This window comes from Streptomyces sp. yr375 (genome assembly GCF_900110755.1).
GTDB lineage: Bacteria > Actinomycetota > Actinomycetes > Streptomycetales > Streptomycetaceae > Streptomyces.
Map to the genome: position 1 here is coordinate 133,808 of NZ_FOFF01000009.1, position 14,120 is coordinate 147,927.

Below are 14,120 nucleotides of genomic sequence, written 5' to 3' on the forward strand. Positions count from 1 at the left end.
TCTGACGTGAGCGTGAGCGTTGACGGGGTGGAGTGGGGCGGGTCAGGAGACGCTGCGCAGGGCGTCCGCCGGGCGCATCCGGGAGGCGCGCCAGCCGCCCATCGCACCGGCGATCAGCCCGCCGGCCACCGCCAGAAGCACCGCGAGCGCGATGGTGGTGACGGAGACGGGGGCCGACAGAGCGATCTCCATCGTGTTCGACGCCGACTGCCCACCCGGGCCGCCGCCCCCGCCGGGACCGCCGCCCATACCGCCGCCGCCACCGCCGCCGGTGTTGCCGAGTTCCGCCGTCAGCTTCGGGCTGATCGCGGTCACCGTGTACGCGGCCGCCAGGCCCAGGCCGATGCCCAGGGCGCCGCCGAGCAGACCGTTGACCATGGACTCGCCGACGACCTGCCGGGTCACCCGGCGACTCGGCCAGCCGAGCGCCTTCAGCGTGCCGAACTCCCGCACCCGGCGGGACACGGCCGACGACGTGAGCAGCGCGGCCACCAGGAACGCGGCGGCGAGCACGGCGATCGACAGCCACTTGCCGACGCTGGTCGCCAGGTCGGAAGCGGTCGAGAGGGAGCCGGAGACGGTCTCGGCGAGGTCGGCGGAGGTCGTGACCGTCGTACCGGAGATGTTCTTCTGGATCGCCGCCTTGACGGTGTCGATCTGCTGGGAGTCGGTCGCCTTGACGTAGATCGTGGTGACCTGGCCGGCCGTGTCGGCGAGGGTCTGCGCCTGCTTCAGCGGCAGGTAGACGTCCGTGGTGGAGTCGCTGCTGTCGGGCGTCGCGACGCCGACGACCTTGTACTTGGTGCCGGAGATCGTCAGCGTCGAGCCGACCTTGTACGACTTCTCCTTGGCGTACGACGCACTCACGACGGCGACCTTGGCGTCGGTCTGCGCCGAGGTGAACGTCACGCCCGAGGTGATCTTCGTGCCCGCCAGCGGGCCGAGCTCCTGCTCGGTGACGTCGACCCCGGCCACGGAGTACGAGTTGACGTCGAAGGACGCGCCACCGCCCTGCACCTGGGGCGCGGCAGTGGACCCACCGCCCCCACCGCCGGGCCCCCCGCCCTGACCGCTGCTTCCACCGTTACCGCTGCTACCGCTGGTCGAGCTCTGCGCCTTGCCCTGGGTGAAGGAACCGTCGACCTTGGTGACGTTCAGCGTGAGGGCGCCGACCGCCGAGGCCACGCCCTTCTGGGCGGCGACCTGCGTGACGAAAGCGGACTTCAGGGCCTGACCGCCCTGCGTCATCACCCGGTCCGAACTCTGCTGCGTGGCGTCGTCGTCCTCGCCCTTGGCGTCGAACTCGAATCTGCCGCCGCCCGCGGAACTGTTGCCCGTCGGCGCCGTGCGCGCCTTGGTGACGGTCATGTCGGTGCCGAGGCCGTACAGCGACTGGAGGACCTTGTCCTGCGCCTGCGCCATGCCGGCCGACACCGAGTTCACGGTGATGACCAGCGCGATTCCGAGCGCCAGACCCAGTGCGATGACCAGGGCCGCCTTCTTGCGCCGGCCCAGCTCGCGCTTGAGATAGATGCCAAACATCCCGTTCCCCAGAGGTTCTTGGCGCCCGCTGTGGGCGCGGCCTCAAAGTAGGGAGGAACCTTTGAGCCGGACTGAGTAAAGGATGTATAAGGAGTGAGAATGCGAGGGGCCGGATCAGAATTCCTTGAGACAGCCAATTCCCAGGCGGCGGAGGGGTTATTGCCAGGTGGCCGAGGTTGAGTGGAGCGGATTTCCGTTTCCCACAATCCCCTTGTACGGTCCCGCAGTGCACGCATCCTCGCGCCTGTCCCGGCATCCGTCCCGGCACCTGTCCCGGCGATCCCTGTTGGCCGTCGCGGCCACTGCACCGCTCGCCGCACCCATGACAGCCCCGCCCCGCACCGCCCCGCCGGAGAAGATCACCGCCCAGGCCTGGCTGCTCGCGGACCAGGACACCGGGAAGGTGCTCGCCGCCCACCGCCCGCATCTGCGCGTCGCGCCCGCCTCCACGCTGAAGATGCTGTTCGCGGACACCCTGCTCGGCCGGTTCGAGCGCACCGAGCAGTACACGGTGACCGACGCCGACCTGGCCGGCGTACCGTCCGGTTCCAGCCTCGTCGGCGTCAAGGCCGGGATCACGTACACCGTCGAGCAGTTGTGGCAGGGCGTGTTCCTGCGCTCGGGAAACGACGCCGTGCAGGTGCTCGCCCGGATGAACGGCGGCGTCGCGAAGACCGTCGCCCAGATGCGGGCGCGGGCGGCCGACCTCCAGGCGCTGGACACCCATGTCGTCAGCCCCGACGGCTACGACCACAAGGGCCAACTGTCCTCCGCCTACGACCTCGCCCTCATCGCCCGGCACGGCCTGAAGAACCCCGACTTCCGCGCCTACTGCGGCACGCGCACCGCCCGCTTCCCGGACGACGGCGGCAAGACCTTCGGGATCGAGAACACCGACCGGCTCCTGTCGGGCACGTTCGGCGTGACGCCGTACCCGGGGCTGATCGGCGTCAAGAACGGCTACACCAGCAACGCCGGAAACACCTTCACCGGCGCCGCGACCCGCGCCGGCCGCACCCTCGTCGTCACCGTGCTGCATCCCGAGAGCGGCCACAACGCCGTCTACGAGGAGACGGCCGCGCTGCTCGACTGGGGCTTCGGGCAAGGGAGTTCGGCGCATACGGGCGAGACGCTGGCCGACCCGTTGAGCGAGGGCGGGGCGAAGGTGTCACGGCACGTCGGCGACGCGGCGCACGCCGGTTCCCAGGCCTCGGCGGCGGACGGCGGCTCGGGCGGCCCGGGCGGCTGGGGAGTGCTCGGCGGGGCCGGGGGAGTGGTGGCGCTGGCAGCGGGCACGGCGTACGCCCTGCGCAGGCGGCGCGCTGCTGCGGCGAGTCCCGCGGCGAGTCCCGCGGCGAGTCCCGTGGCGGGTTCCGTGGAGGGTTCCGCGGAGTCTGCCGAGAAGTGAGAGTGCGTGCGGCGGCCGTCCCACGACACCCGTGCCGTGGGACGGCCGCCTCGACCCCGCCCTCGACCCCGCCTCAGCCCCTCCCCACATACGGCATCGCCGTCGCCAGCACCGTCACGAACTGCATGTTCGCCTCCAGTGGCAGTTCCGCCATGTGCCGTACCGTGCGCGCGACGTCGGCGACGTCCATCACCGGTTCCGGTGCGGTCTCGCCGTTGGCCTGCAAGGCCCCCGTCTGCATCCGTGCCGTCATGTCGGTCGCCGCGTTGCCGATGTCGATCTGCCCGACCGCGATGCCGTACGCCCGCCCGTCCAGTGACAGGGACTTCGTCAGCCCGGTGAGGGCGTGCTTGGTCGCCGTGTAGGGCGCCGAGTGCGGGCGGGGCGTGTGCGCCGAGATCGAGCCGTTGTTGATGATGCGTCCGCCGCGCGGGTCCTGCTCCTTCATCTGCCGGTACGCCCCCTGCGCGCACAGGAACGCCCCGTTGAGGTTGGTGTCCACCACGTGCCGCCAGGCGTCGTAGGGGAGTTCCTCGAACGGCACCCCGCCCGGCCCGAACGTGCCCGCGTTGTTGAACAGCAGGTCCAGCCGCCCGAACCGCTCCCGCACGGCGTCGAAGAGGGCCGTCACGTCATCGGGGCGCGAGACGTCCGTCCGTACGGCGAGACTCGCGCCCTCGGGCACCAGCGCGGCCGTGGCCTCCAGGGTCTCGGCGCGCCGCCCCGCCAGCGCCACCGACCAGCCCGCGCGCAGCAGTTCCACCGCCACCGCCCGCCCGATCCCGGACCCGGCACCCGTGACGACCGCGATCTTCCCCCGACCGGCGTCGACTTCAGCATTCTGCTTGGCAATCATGGGGCCGCAGCGTACGACAGTCCGGAATGCGCCGTCCGGCATGCGGAACTCACGCGTCCGTCATCCGATTGTCGTGTACGCGCCAGATTGATGACCCTCCTGGGCCGTCCCCGGCCACTCCAATGCCAGGTGCAGCCATGTTCCTGGTGCAGCCGTTCGCCAGGCGCAGCCATGTCCAGGGGAGGACCGGAATGACACCCGCAGCACGCCCGTCCCCGTACACCCCCGCGTACACCCCCGAACTCCGCGCCACCGCACGCCACTTGGGCCGCCGTCGCTTCCTCGGCACCGCCGCGGCCGCCGCCGCGCTCGCCTTCACCGTGAACCTGCCCGCCGCCGGCACCGCGGCCGCCGCCGAACTCGACCCCGCGCGGCTCACCGACGACCCCTTCACCCTCGGCGTAGCCTCCGGCGACCCGCTGCCCGGCTCGGTCCTCCTCTGGACGCGCCTCGCGCCCGCCCCCTACCAGGCGGACGGCGGGCTGCCCGCCGAACGCGTCACCGTCCACTGGGAGTTGGCCGACGACGACACCTTCGGCCGGTCCGTCCGCAGCGGCACCACCCTCGCGCACCCGGAGTTCGGCCACAGCGTGCACGTCCAGGTCGACGGCCTCGACGACGACCGCGTGTACTACTACCGCTTCAAGGCGGGCACCTGGATCAGCCGCACCGGCCGCACCCGCACCGCCCCCGCCCCGGGTGCCGACGCCTCCGCCCTCACCCTCGGCGTGGTCTCCTGCCAGCGCTACGACCAGGGCTACTTCACCGCCTACAAGCACCTCGCCGAGGACGACGTGGACGTCGTCCTGCACCTCGGCGACTACCTCTACGAGTACGCCGTCAGCGGCGTCGGCGGCGCCCGCGCCTACCCGGCCGGAACCGTGCCCGCCGTCTACGGCCACGAGATGGTGACGCTGGACGACTACCGCCTCAAGTACGCCCTCTACAAGTCCGACCCCGACCTGCTGGCCGCGCACTCCGCCCACCCCTTCGTCGTCACCTGGGACGACCACGAGACCGAGAACAACTATGCGGGCGCGGTGTCGGAGAACGACGACCCCGCCGCGGAGTTCCTCATCCGCCGGGCCGCCGCCTACCGCGCCTACTGGGAGAACCAGCCGCTGCGCCGCCCCCAGCTCCCCGACGGCCCCGACCTGCGGCTCTACCGCCGCCTGCACTGGGGCCGGCTCGCCCAGCTCGACGTCCTCGACACCCGCCAGTACCGCTCCGACCAGGCGTACGGCGACGGCTGGCAGTTCCCCGGACCCGAGTCCGAGGACCCGGCCCGCACCCTCACCGGGGACGCCCAGGAACGCTGGCTGATCGACGGCTGGCGGGACTCGGCCGCCCTGTGGAACGTGGTCCCGCAGCAGGTCACCTTCGCCCGCCGCTACGACTCCACCGCCCTGCCCGCCCGCGTCTCCATGGACTCCTGGGACGGCTACCCGGCCTCCCGGACACGGATCCTGGCCGGCGCGGAGGCGACCGGCGTCGAGAACCTGATGGTCCTCACCGGCGACGTCCACGTGCACTACGGCTTCGACGTCAAACGGGACTTCGCCGACCCGGCGTCGAAGACGCTCGGCACCGAGATCGTCACCTCGTCGATCTCCAGCGGCGGCAACGGCACGGCCAGACCCGCCAACTGGGCCGCCTACCTGGCCGCCAACCCGCATCTGAAGTTCTACAACGGCCTGCGCGGCTACGCGAGAGTCACCCTCGGCCGCGACCTCGCCCGCGCCGACTTCAAGACCGTCCCCTACGTCACCCGGCAGGGCGCTCCGCTCAGCACGGCCGCGTCGTTCGTCACCGAGGTCGGCGCGCAGGGGCTCAAACCGGCGTGACCTGCGTGGCCTACGGGACCGGCGGCCAGACGTCGCCCCAGTCCGCGTCCCGGGCCGCCTTGTACAGCTCCCCGTGTTTCTTCGTCACCGTCGTACGGGTCAGCCGCTCCTCGGGCTCGCACAGGTCGAGGAGCACCTGACCCTTGCGGATCTGGGGCCGCCGGACCACCCGGGCGGGGGCGGGGGACACGGGGAAACGGGCCGCCGCGACATAGCTGAACTTCTCGTCCTCGTACGGCAGCGAGCCGCCCTTGACCTGCCGGTGCAGGGAGGAGCGGCTGACCCGCGCCGAGAAGTGGCACCAGTCCGCGCCGGGGACGATCGGGCAGGCCGCGCTGTGCGGGCAGGGCGCGGCGACCCGGAAACCCGCCGCGATCAGCCGGTCGCGGGCCTCGATCAGCCGGGCGTAGCCGTCCGGCGTGCCCGGCTCGACGATCACCACCGCCTGCGCGGCCGCCGCGGCGGCGTCCACGAGGGCGGCGCGGTCGGGGGCGGCCAGTTCGTTCAGGACGTAGGAGACGGTGACCAGGTCCGTCGGGTCCAGGGTGAGGGACGCGCCGATGCGGGCGCGCTGCCAGCGGGCGCCGTCCAGCGCGGGGTGCGCTGCGGCGATCTCCCGGCCCAGGGCCAGCGCCGGTTCCGCCCAGTCCAGGACCGTCACCGGGCGCGGGCCCTCCCATGTCGCGCTGACCGCCCAGGTCGCCGCGCCCGTGCCGCCGCCGACGTCCACATGGCTGGCCGGCGTCCACTCCGGTACGGCGTCCGCGAACGCCTCCAGCGCCGAGCGCACCGCCTCGAAGGTCGCCGGCATCCGGTACGCGGCGTAGGCGGCGACATCGGCGCGGTCGCGCAGGATGGGGGCGTCGGTCGGGGTCGCGCCCCGGTAGTTGGCGATGAGGCGGTCGACGGCCTGGGTGGCTTGCCTGGGCGGCAGCCCGTCGAGGAGTTCGCCGAGGGCGGTACGGAGGCTTTCGGCGGCGGAGACGTTCACCTGGCGATTATGCGGCACCCGGTGTCGGTGTCGGCGTCCCCGGGGGCTGCCGCCCCCAGACCCCCGCTTCGGCCCTGAAGGGGCCTCGTCCTCAAACGCCGGACGGGCTGAAATACCGGCACCCGCCGCCGAGGCACCCTCCGGTACTGCCGCCGCCGGACGGGCGAAATGTCCGCACCCGCCCGTACCGAGGCACCCACACCGCACCGCCTTCACCGGACGGGCCGAAATACCCGCACCCGCCGCTACCGAGGCACCCACACTTATCCGCCCCCCCACCATCGCCCCCCACCACCGCCCCTCACCGCACCGCCATCGCCATCCGCGTCCCCGCCAGTGCCCGCGGGCCGCTGTCCGGCGGCCTCCGTACCGGATGCACCGTGTTCGCCAGAAGCACCACGAAAGTGTCTGTCGCCGGGTCGATGACCAGGGACGTTCCCGTGAAACCGGTGTGGCCTGCCGCGCCCTCGCCTGCCAGTTCGCCCATGAACCAGGGCTGGTCCAGGGCGAAGCCCAGGCCCGGTGGGGTCAGGAGGAGTTCCACGAAGTCGGGGCCGAGGATACGGGCGGGGCCGTAGGAGCCGCCTGCCAGCAGGGTGCGGCAGAACACGGCCAGGTCCGGGCCGGTCGAGAAGAGGCCCGCGTGACCGGCCACCCCGCCCAGCGCCCACGCGTTCTCGTCGTGCACCACGCCCCGCAGCATCCCCCGGTCCACCTTGGCCCACGGCCGCCGCTGGTCCTCCGTCGCCGCCGCGCCGGGGCACGGGCCGAAGTCGGTCGACGTCATCCCCAGCGGGCGGGTGATCCCCTCGCGCACGAGGACGTCGAGCGGGCGGCCGGTCAGCCGTTCCAGAAACTGCTGGAGCAGCAGCATGTTCAGGTCCGAGTACACGTACGGGTACCCCCGCACGGTCTCGGACCCGTTCGCGACGGGCGCGACCGGCGCTTCCGCGCGCAGCAGCTCCAGCCGCGCCGCGTCGTCCGGGCAGTCGTACAGGGGCAGCTCGGGGCGCAGCCCGGAGGTGTGGGTGAGGAGCTGGCGGACGGTGATGTCGTGGGCGGCGGCCGCCCGGAAGTCGGGCAGGTACGCGCCGACCCGCGCGTCGATGCCGAGCGTGCCGCGCTCGATCTGCTGCACCGCCGCGACCGACGTGAACAGCTTGGTGAGGGACGCCAGGTCGAAAGGGGTGTCGACGGTCATCGGGACCCGTGCGCGCGCCGGCAGTTCGACGCCGGTGTCCGTCACCGGGTCGTACGCCGCGTACCGCACCGCCCACCCCGACGCCTCCCGCACGGCGATCACCGGCCCCCGCCCGGCGACCACGACGGCGCCCGGCGCCCAGGGCCGGTCCCCGGCGGTGAGGTCCATGACGTCGCGGACGAGCAGCCGCGTCTCCTCGGGGTCGAGCCCGGCCCGTTCCGGTGTGTCGACGCGCAGTTTCGGTGCGCTCAGCTCCCTGCTCCTTCCGCCCCCGTGTTCCCCCGCTTCCTCGGGTTCCTCCAGGGACGGCACATAACCACGAAGCAGGCCAGCGCCACCACCGCTGCGGTCAACTGGACGACGGCCATCGGGACGGCCGTCCGCTCACCGGCGATCCCGACCAGCGGCGAGGCCACCGCGCCGATCGCGAAGGACGACGTACCGAGGAGCGCGGACGCGGAACCGGCGGAGTGCCGCACCCGCATCAGGGCCAGGCTCTGGGCGTTGGGCAGCGTCACGCCCATCGCCGACATCAGGACGAACAGGGCGACGGCGACCGGTGCCAGCCCGACCCGGCCGAACACCCCCGTCGTCATCAGCAGCAGCGCGCCGGCGGCCAGCGCGACCACCGTCAGCCCGGCGGCCAGCACCCGGTCCAGCCGCACCCGGCCCACCAGCACCTTGCCGTTGATCTGCCCGACCACCACCAGCCCGACCGAGTTCACCGCGAACAGCAGCCCGAACGTCTGCGTCGACGCGCCGTAGATCTCCTGCACCACGAACGGCGACGCCGAGATGTACGCGAACAGCGCGGCGAACGCGAAACCGCCCGTCAGGAGGTAGCCCGTGAAGGACAGGTCGGACAGGAGCCGGCGCATCGAGCGCAGCGCCTCGCCGACCCCGCCCGCATGCCGGTCGGCGACGTCCAGGGTCTCCGGCAGCCGCGTCCACACCACCCCGGCCAGCACCAGCCCCACCCCGGTGAGCACCGCGAACACGCCCCGCCAGTCCGTCGCCCGCAGGATCTGCGCGCCGATCAGCGGCGCCACCACCGGGGCCACCCCCGAGATCAGCATCAGGGTGGAGAAGAACCGGGCCATCGCCACACCGTCGTACAGATCGCGTACGACGGCCCGCGCGATCACGATGCCCGCCGCCCCCGCGAGGCCCTGGAGCAGCCGGAACGCGACCAGCGTCTCGACGGTCGGCGCGAGCGCGCACAGCGCGGTCGCCACCACGTACACGGCGAGTCCGGCGAGCAGCGGCCGCCGCCGCCCCCACCGGTCGCTCATCGGGCCGACCACCAACTGCCCCAGCGCCATCCCCGCCAGGCACGCCGTCAGCGTGAGCTGCACGGTCGCGGCGGGCGCGGACAGCGAACGGGTGACCTCGGGCAGGGCCGGGAGGTACATGTCCATCGACAGCGGGGGAGTGGCGGTCAGCCCGCCCAGCACGAGCGTCACGAACCAGCCGGCCCGCCGCCCCTCCCGCGAGGCCGCCGGTACCCGTGCCTCGTACGTCTCGGTGGTCTGCTGTGCCGTGACGTCCGGTGTCGCCCCACCGGGTATCGGCCCACCCTCCGGCATAAGGCCGCCCTCCCTCTCCGACGTCTTCGCCGCCTATGCTCTCAGCTCGAACAGACTGCTGGGACGGCACAAGGGGCGGGCGGGGTATGACGACGGACACGGTGCGATGGGGAATCCTGGCGACCGGCGGGATCGCGGGCGCGTTCACGGCGGACCTGATCGACCTGCCCGACGCGGAGGTCGTCGCGGTCGCCTCGCGCACCGAGGCCTCCGCGAAGGCGTTCGCCGAACGGTTCGGCATCCCCCGCGCCTACGGCGACTGGAACCTGCTCGCGGCCGACGAGGACGTCGACGTCGTCTACGTCGCCACCCCGCACGCCGCCCACCGCGCCGCCGCCGGACTCTGCCTGGAGGCCGGCCGCAACGTGCTCTGCGAGAAGGCGTTCACGCTGAACGTCCGCGAGGCCGAGGAACTCGTCACGCTGGCCCGGGACAACGACCGCTTCCTGATGGAAGCGATGTGGATGTACTGCAACCCCGTCATCCGCCGCCTCAAGGCCCTCGTCGACGACGGCGCGATCGGTGAAGTCCGCACCGTGCAGGCCGACTTCGGCCTCGAAGGCCCCTTCCCGCCCGCACACCGGCTGCGCGACCCCGCCCAGGGCGGCGGCGCGCTCCTCGACCTCGGCGTCTACCCCGTCTCCTTCGCCCACCTCCTGCTCGGCGAGCCGTCCGGCATCGCCGCCCAGGCCGTCCTGTCCGCCGAAGGCGTCGACCTCCAGACCGCCCTGGCGCTGTCCTGGGGCTCCGGCGCGCTCGCCGCCCTGCACTGCTCCGTCGTCGGCGGCACCGGCACCACCGCCTCCGTGACCGGCTCCCGGGGCCGCATCGACATCCCGTCCGGCTTCTTCCACCCCGACCGGCTCGTCCTGCACCGCGCCGGCCGCGATCCGCAGGAGTTCGCCGCCGACCCGGCCGACGGCCCCCGCAACACCTTCCGACACGAGGCCCGCGAGGTCATGCGCGCACTGCGGGCCGGCGAGACGGAGTCCCCGCTCGCCCCGCTCGACGGCAGCCTCGCCGTCATGCGCACCCTGGACGCCGTACGGGACCGGATCGGTGTGCGCTACCCCGGCGAGACCGCGCACGCGTAACCACTCGCGAGACGTCCCGTCTCACGCCTTGGTACCGTCGACCCATGGTCACCCAGTCCGGAAAGCCGGCCCCCGACACCACCCGCCGCAGCGAGCGGTCGCGGCGCGCCATCTACGACGCGGCCCTCGCCCTCGTCGCGGAGGTCGGCTACCCGAGGACGACCATCGAGGGCATCGCCGCCCGCGCGGGCGTCGGCAAGCAGACCATCTACCGCTGGTGGGGGTCGAAGGCCGACGTCCTGCTGGAGGCGTTCCTCGACCTCAGCGAACAGGCCGGCCGGGAGGCGGGAGCCGCCGAGCGGGAGCCGTACGCCATCCCCGACACCGGCGACCTCGCCACCGACATCAAGGCCGTACTGCGGGCCACCGTCGACCAGTTGACGGACCCCCGGTTCGAAGCGCCCTCCCGCGCCCTGGCCGCCGAGGGCGTGGTGAACGAACAGGTCGGCCGCGAGTTCACCGCCAAGCTCATGGAACCGTCCATCCAGCTCTACGTCGACCGGCTGCACGCCGCCCAGGAGGCCGGCCAGGTCCGCGCCGACCTCGACCCGCGCATCGCCCTCGAGTTCTTCATCTCCCCGCTCGCCCAGCGCTGGCTGCAGTACACGGGCCCGATCACGTACGAGTACACCGACACCCTCGTCGACTACGCCCTCCACGGTCTCGCACCCCGGTGACGCAATAGGCCCCTCTGGCCCCGCCCGTCCCCCCCTGCCCCGATTCACGGCTCCGGACCCCCGATGCGCAGGATGGTGGGACCATGAGGCATGCTGTCGGCACCAGCGAGGCGAGGGGACAGATGAGCGCGGAGTTCGACGGCCGGACCGGTCTGTGGGGCAAAATCTCTCGCCGGCTGCGCGGCAGCGGCGCGGCCGAGGCCGTGGACGACGGTGACCGTGAGGCCCTGTTGCTGGCCGCCGCCGAAGCGGGACTCCCCCTGGCGCCCGCCGCCTACCCGGCCCCGGGCTACGGCTGCTCCTGCGACCGGGTCGGCTGCCCGACGCCCGCCCGGCACCCGGTGTCCTTCGCCTGGCAGTCGCAGTCCACCACCGACCGCGCCCAGGTCGAGCGCTGGGCCCGGCACCAGCCGCAGGCCAACTTCATCACCGCCACCGGCCTGACGCACGACGTCCTGGACGTGCCCGTGGAGGCCGGACAGCAGGCCCTGGAGCGGCTGCTCGGCGCCGGCGTCGACGTCGGCCCGGTCGCCGTGAGCGACGACGGCCGCATGCTCTTCTTCACCCTCACCCGCGGCACCCCCGAGGACGAGGACGAGTGGTGGCCCTGCGAGCTGGACTGCCGCCCCGAGACCATGGACGAACACCCCGGCCTGCGCTGGCACTGCCGAGGGTCCTACGTCCTGGTCCCCCCGGCCCGCCTCCCCGGCCCCGACCACCACACGGTCCACTGGCTACGAGGCCCCGAACACCCCCTCCCCGACCCCCTGACCCTCCTGGAACCCCTAACAGACGCCTGCGCCCGCCACACAAACAGAGACCAAAACCACGCAGCAGGAGCCTGGCCCCTACGCGGCTGACACGGCAATGGCAACACCCTCAGGGGCGCGCGGCTAACGAGGGCGACTACAACCCCCCCAGGGCCGCGGGCATTCGTCAGGGGCGCACGAGCGTTTTTCAAGGGCGCGAGGCCAACGCGGGCCGACTGCAACCCCCCCAGGGGCGCGGGGAACTGCGCGACCAGCCACAGCGAACCCGCAGACGAAACACGACCCCCCTACTCCCCCTTAGCCCCGGTCAACCCTTCCAACCGACTCACCATCGACACCTTCCCACTCCCCGAAGTCGCCCCAGGATCCAAAGCAACCCCACTCGACACAAACTCCATAGTCAACGAGGACTTCACCTCACCAACCGTCAAAGCCTGCACACTCCGGTTGGCAACAGGAACGGCCACGCCCGGCGCAGCCGTCTGCTTCGTGTAGTGATGCGTGGCAAAAAACACCAACGCCCCCCCTTCCACGGTCCGCACCGCCAACGGCCCGAAGTCGCCCCCGGTCAACGGCTGGTCGATGAACTGCGTGACAAGCCCCGGCTTGGTGGTGTTCTTCGCCCGAGTGTCCCGCAGCACATCGGTGTACGCCCCGTCCGCGAAGACACCCTTACCGCTCTGCAGATACGCCGCGTAGTCCTTGCTCAAGTCCGATGGCGGCAACGCCAGTTCGGCGGTGTCCGCAGGAACGGCCGCCGCGAAACCGTCCGCGTCCTTCTTGAACTCCGGCACCGCCCCCGGCGCCACCAGCGTCAGATACGTCGCCTGCCACGGCTCCGCCAGCCCGCCCCGGGTGAACACCATCAGCCACCGGGAGTCGTTGCCGGTGCTGCCCTTCGCGTCGGCGATGAACCACCGCGGCCAGCCCGCCTTCTCGACGATCGTGTACTTCACGTCCGACAACACCAACGGAGTGTGCTGCGGATTGCCGCCGGGGTTGTTGACCCGCCCCGCCTTCAGCCGCGCCGCGTCGATGGCCCCGAGGGCGCCGGCGGTGTACGCGGCGTCCAGCGAACTGTCGTACGCGGCATCCGCCTTGTTGTACGCGGCCGTGAACTGCTCGACCGCCTTCGCGGCCTCCGCCCGTGTGGCCGCCGGCAGCACCTCGCGCTCCCCGTGGACCACCGTGCAGCCGCTCGCCGCGAGCGAGACGGCGGCGAGCGAGGCCGCTATGAGTGCGTACCGTGCGTACCGGTCACGCCTGCGGAGTTTTCGAGGCCTGCGAACCCCGGTCGTCAGGCTGCGTTCCCTGGTCATCAGGTGACTTCACCCTCCCCTTCCCGGAGGCGAACCCTACCGGGGCGAGGAACAGCGCGAGTGTCGGGACCAGGTACAGCAGCCACACCGTGACCTGGAGGACCGTCGGATCGGGCTGGAAGTTGAACACGCCCTTCAGCAGCGTGCCGTACCAACTGTCCGGCGGGATCGTGCCGCTGATGTCGAACGCCTTGTTCGTCAACCCCGGGATCCAGTCGGCCTCCTGGAGGTCGTGGACGCCGTACGCCAGCACGCCCGCGGCCACGACGACGAGCATGCCGCCCGTCCAGGTGAAGAACTTCGCCAGGTTGATCCGCAGCGCCCCGCGGTAGAACAGCCAGCCCAGCAGGACGGCCGTCGCCAGGCCCAGCGCGACGCCGATCAGCGGGCGCGGGGTGCCGTCGCCGGCCGCGTGCACCGACGCCCACACGAACAGGGCCGTCTCCAGGCCCTCCCGGCCGACCGCGAGGAACGCGGTCGCGACCAGCGCGCCCGTGCCCATCGCGAGGGCCGCGTCCAGCTTGCCGTGCAGTTCCGACTTCAGGTGCCGGGCGGTGCGCCGCATCCAGAACACCATCCACGTCACCAGGCACACGGCGACGATCGACAGCGACCCGCCGAGCGCCTCCTGCGCCTCGAACGTCAGCTCCTGCGAGCCGAATTCGAGGACGCAGCCGAAGCCCATCGCGATGACGATCGCGATGGCGATGCCGCTCCACACCGGCTTCAGCGCGTCCCGGCGGTCGGTCTTCACCAGGTAGGCGATGAGGATGCAGACGACGAGGCTGGCCTCCAGGCCCTCGCGCAGTCCGATCAGGTAGTTGGAGAACAC

Annotated in this window: 12 protein-coding genes; 5 read left to right on the plus strand and 7 right to left on the minus strand. The window is 72.1% G+C overall.

What is annotated here, in order from left to right; all coding sequences use genetic code 11:
• Positions 1-42: 42 nt before the first annotated feature.
• Positions 43-1,542: an ABC transporter permease gene (locus BMZ82_RS12540; protein WP_093774870.1), complete on the minus strand. Its 1,500-nt coding sequence runs from the start codon at positions 1,540-1,542 to the stop codon at positions 43-45.
• Between the two features lie 226 nt (positions 1,543-1,768).
• On the opposite strand from BMZ82_RS12540, the gene BMZ82_RS12545 reads away from it, so the two are divergent.
• A complete protein-coding gene (locus BMZ82_RS12545) occupies positions 1,769-2,950 on the plus strand; it encodes a D-alanyl-D-alanine carboxypeptidase family protein (RefSeq protein WP_093774871.1) in 1,182 nt (393 codons plus the stop codon).
• Between the two features lie 73 nt (positions 2,951-3,023).
• Here BMZ82_RS12545 and BMZ82_RS12550 read toward each other — a convergent pair whose 3' ends face one another.
• Positions 3,024-3,806, minus strand: a complete 783-nt coding sequence (locus BMZ82_RS12550) for an SDR family oxidoreductase (protein WP_093774873.1) — start codon at positions 3,804-3,806, stop codon at positions 3,024-3,026.
• Between the two features lie 191 nt (positions 3,807-3,997).
• On the opposite strand from BMZ82_RS12550, the gene BMZ82_RS12555 reads away from it, so the two are divergent.
• Entirely contained in the window at positions 3,998-5,650 is a 1,653-nt protein-coding gene (locus BMZ82_RS12555) for an alkaline phosphatase D family protein (RefSeq protein WP_093774875.1), read from the plus strand.
• 10 nt (positions 5,651-5,660) lie between these two features.
• Here BMZ82_RS12555 and BMZ82_RS12560 read toward each other — a convergent pair whose 3' ends face one another.
• From BMZ82_RS12560 to BMZ82_RS12570, 3 genes are all read right to left on the minus strand, one after another.
• Entirely contained in the window at positions 5,661-6,641 is a 981-nt protein-coding gene (locus BMZ82_RS12560; RefSeq protein WP_093774877.1) for a small ribosomal subunit Rsm22 family protein, read from the minus strand.
• A gap of 301 nt (positions 6,642-6,942) precedes the next feature.
• Positions 6,943-8,154, minus strand: coding sequence for a serine hydrolase domain-containing protein (locus BMZ82_RS12565; protein ID WP_093774879.1), 1,212 nt, complete (start codon positions 8,152-8,154; stop codon positions 6,943-6,945).
• Complete coding sequence (locus BMZ82_RS12570; protein ID WP_093774881.1) at positions 8,091-9,428, minus strand: multidrug effflux MFS transporter; 1,338 nt, start codon at positions 9,426-9,428, stop codon at positions 8,091-8,093. Before BMZ82_RS12570 ends, BMZ82_RS12565 begins: the two co-directional genes overlap by 64 nt.
• Before the next feature lie 86 nt (positions 9,429-9,514).
• Between BMZ82_RS12570 and BMZ82_RS12575 the strand changes: the two genes are divergently transcribed.
• The 3 genes from BMZ82_RS12575 to BMZ82_RS12585 all read left to right on the plus strand — a co-directional run bounded on the left by BMZ82_RS12575 (position 9,515) and on the right by BMZ82_RS12585 (position 12,059).
• Positions 9,515-10,522 carry a Gfo/Idh/MocA family protein gene (locus tag BMZ82_RS12575; protein ID WP_093774883.1) on the plus strand — a complete coding sequence of 336 codons (1,008 nt, stop codon included), beginning with the start codon at positions 9,515-9,517 and terminating at the stop codon, positions 10,520-10,522.
• 44 nt (positions 10,523-10,566) lie between these two features.
• A complete protein-coding gene (locus BMZ82_RS12580; protein WP_093774885.1) occupies positions 10,567-11,199 on the plus strand; it encodes a TetR/AcrR family transcriptional regulator in 633 nt (210 codons plus the stop codon).
• Positions 11,200-11,321: 122 nt separating this feature from the next.
• Entirely contained in the window at positions 11,322-12,059 is a 738-nt protein-coding gene (locus BMZ82_RS12585; protein WP_093774887.1) for a bifunctional DNA primase/polymerase, read from the plus strand.
• Between the two features lie 197 nt (positions 12,060-12,256).
• On the opposite strand, the gene BMZ82_RS12590 is transcribed toward BMZ82_RS12585, so the two are convergent.
• Together BMZ82_RS12590 and efeU are read right to left on the minus strand one after the other, a co-directional pair.
• Positions 12,257-13,288: an SCO2278 family lipoprotein gene (locus BMZ82_RS12590; RefSeq protein ID WP_093774889.1), complete on the minus strand. Its 1,032-nt coding sequence runs from the start codon at positions 13,286-13,288 to the stop codon at positions 12,257-12,259.
• Positions 13,227-14,120, minus strand: a complete 894-nt coding sequence (gene efeU / locus BMZ82_RS12595; protein WP_093774891.1) for an iron uptake transporter permease EfeU — start codon at positions 14,118-14,120, stop codon at positions 13,227-13,229. Before efeU ends, BMZ82_RS12590 begins: the two co-directional genes overlap by 62 nt.